The organism is Arthrobacter sp. ZGTC131 (assembly GCF_002929275.1).
Classification (GTDB): domain Bacteria; phylum Actinomycetota; class Actinomycetes; order Actinomycetales; family Micrococcaceae; genus Arthrobacter.
Map to the genome: position 1 here is coordinate 1 of NZ_PJIK01000002.1, position 1,949 is coordinate 1,949.

Here is a 1,949-nt window from a genome sequence, read left to right on the forward strand (position 1 = left end):
GCGGCGGACTGTTTCGCCTCCACTTTGGCGAGTTCCACTTCCTGGCGCATCAGCGTGGAGATGTCCCGGCTGACTTCACCAAGGAGGTCACCGAGGGAAGTGGAGTCCGCCTTGGCGTGCGCGGCCGTGGGAGGGGTTTCGGGTAGCTGGCTGCTCACAGGTGGCGTCCTTCACCCTCGGCATAGGGGTCATCTACGTCGCGCAGCGGAACTCCGGAGGCGGAGCTCCCTGGCAGAGTCTGGCCCGAGGCCGGGCCGGTGGTGCCAGTCCGCCGCGGCTCGCCATAGCCGGGCTCACCCGGTGCAGGTTCGCCGAAGGGCGGTTCGGCATAGACGGGTTCCACGCTGGTGGGTTCGCCGTAGGCCGGGACCGTGTATGCAGGCTCTCCGAGTTCAGCGCCGTCATAGAACGGCTCACCCGCGCCGACAGTGCCGTCGGCGACCGGCGGCTGGATCGGCTGGGGCGGCAGGGACATGCCCGCTGCCGAACCGGTGGCCGGGGCTCCGGCCTGCAGGCTCCTGCCGAGCCGTCCGGCAACGAGACCCGCACCGGCGGCCAGGAGCAGGAAGGTGCCCGGTCGCTGGCGGGCAAAGGACTTAACCTCGCCCAGCAGCGAGCCCGGATCCCGGTTGCCCAGCCAGGACGCCACCGACTCCGAACGCTCAGCGGCCTGGCGGATGAGGTCCGAGGCCACTCCCTGCTGGTCCGGCGCATCGGCCATGGAACGCAGCTGCGAGGAGATGGTCCGGATTCCTTCCGCGGCTTTCTGCTGCTGCGTGCCTGCTTGGCTGGTGAGGTCCGACTTCGCCTGGTGCAGAAGATCCCGGGCGTTCGTCTTCACTTCGGAAGCAACGTTCGCTGCCTCCTCCTTTGCCGTTCCCGCAACGTTCTGGGCGGCACCCGCAGCCTGGCCAGCCACGTTCGCGGCCTCTTCCTTGGCTGCATCGGTCTTCGAGGCTGACGCCTGGGTCCCGGTGACGCCCGAGCCGTAAGCCGTTGAGTTCTGCGTAGCCGGGGGAACGGTGAGGCTCCCGTCCTGCGGCCATTGGTTCTCTGTCATCTTCGCTCTCTTTCCGAAAAGGTCAGCTGCTGTTTCAGGAACCAGCGTTGCTGGCATGCCATAGTAAGCATGTTTACTAATAAATAGTAAGCACACTTTGCATTTCTTGCGAAAAAGTTGGCCGAAGCTTGCCCGGAGGATGGTAAGCATGCTTATGGTGTAGGGGATGGATACCGACGGCGTTGCGGTACCTGTCGCTGAAATCCCGGCCCCGGGCGGTCAGGCCGCTCCGGTCTTGCGCTTCTGGTGAACCGGGAGTCCCAGCGACCAGGGCCGAGCTCCCGACCGACTCAGACTTGAGAAAGAAGGACGACACCGATGGTCCCGAACGCTGACGCTGAGCCATGGGGCCCCCATCAGTTGCTGTCCATGGCAGCCCGACTCATCCAGCGCCGCCAGGATCAGGCGCTGGCAGACCTTGGGCTAACCCACGCTGCCGTAATCGCCCTTCAAGGGCTCACCGCAGGCCCGCTCAATCAGGAGCATCTGGCCGCTGAAATCAAAGTCCGGAGCCAATCGCTGGGCAGGGTGCTCTCGCGCCTTGAAAGCGCGGGGCTTGTTACCCGCACCTCCAGTTCCCGCGACAGGCGCAGCAATGTTGTGGCCATCACGGACGCAGGGCTTAACGCTTTGGCGGCAGCCCGCGAGGTGGAAAAGGATGCGCTGCCCCCGAATTTGGCCGACGGCGCAGTCCTGAGCCGCGAGTTGGCACGGGTAATTAGCTACTTCCCCGGTTCGCACAGGGGCCGGTCAGGCAAGGAGAAGACGGAAAGCGCGGCGTTGGCCGGGGACCGCCCAACGGGCCCGGGGGACCCGGGCGGCACGCCGACTACGGGCGAGGATCGCCCAACGGACGGGGATCGCGCAACGGGCGCGGAGGACCCGGGCG

General features: G+C 66.3%; 3 protein-coding genes (1 of these 3 running past the window's edge). 1 reads left to right on the forward strand and 2 read right to left on the reverse strand.

The features are described 5' to 3' along the window. A partial coding sequence (locus tag CXQ90_RS22790) for a phage holin family protein (RefSeq protein WP_146068841.1) occupies positions 1-158 on the reverse strand: 158 nt, incomplete at its 3' end. Then, positions 155-1,060: a hypothetical protein gene (locus CXQ90_RS22795; protein WP_258064344.1), complete on the reverse strand. Its 906-nt coding sequence runs from the start codon at positions 1,058-1,060 to the stop codon at positions 155-157. The genes CXQ90_RS22790 and CXQ90_RS22795, both read right to left, overlap by 4 nt. A gap of 318 nt (positions 1,061-1,378) precedes the next feature. Between CXQ90_RS22795 and CXQ90_RS22800 the strand changes: the two genes are divergently transcribed. Continuing rightward, positions 1,379-1,949, forward strand: the 5' portion of a protein-coding gene (locus CXQ90_RS22800) for a MarR family winged helix-turn-helix transcriptional regulator (protein ID WP_104136921.1). The gene runs 197 nt beyond the window's last position; only the first 571 of its 768 coding nucleotides appear in the window; its start codon is at positions 1,379-1,381; its stop codon lies beyond the right edge, outside the window.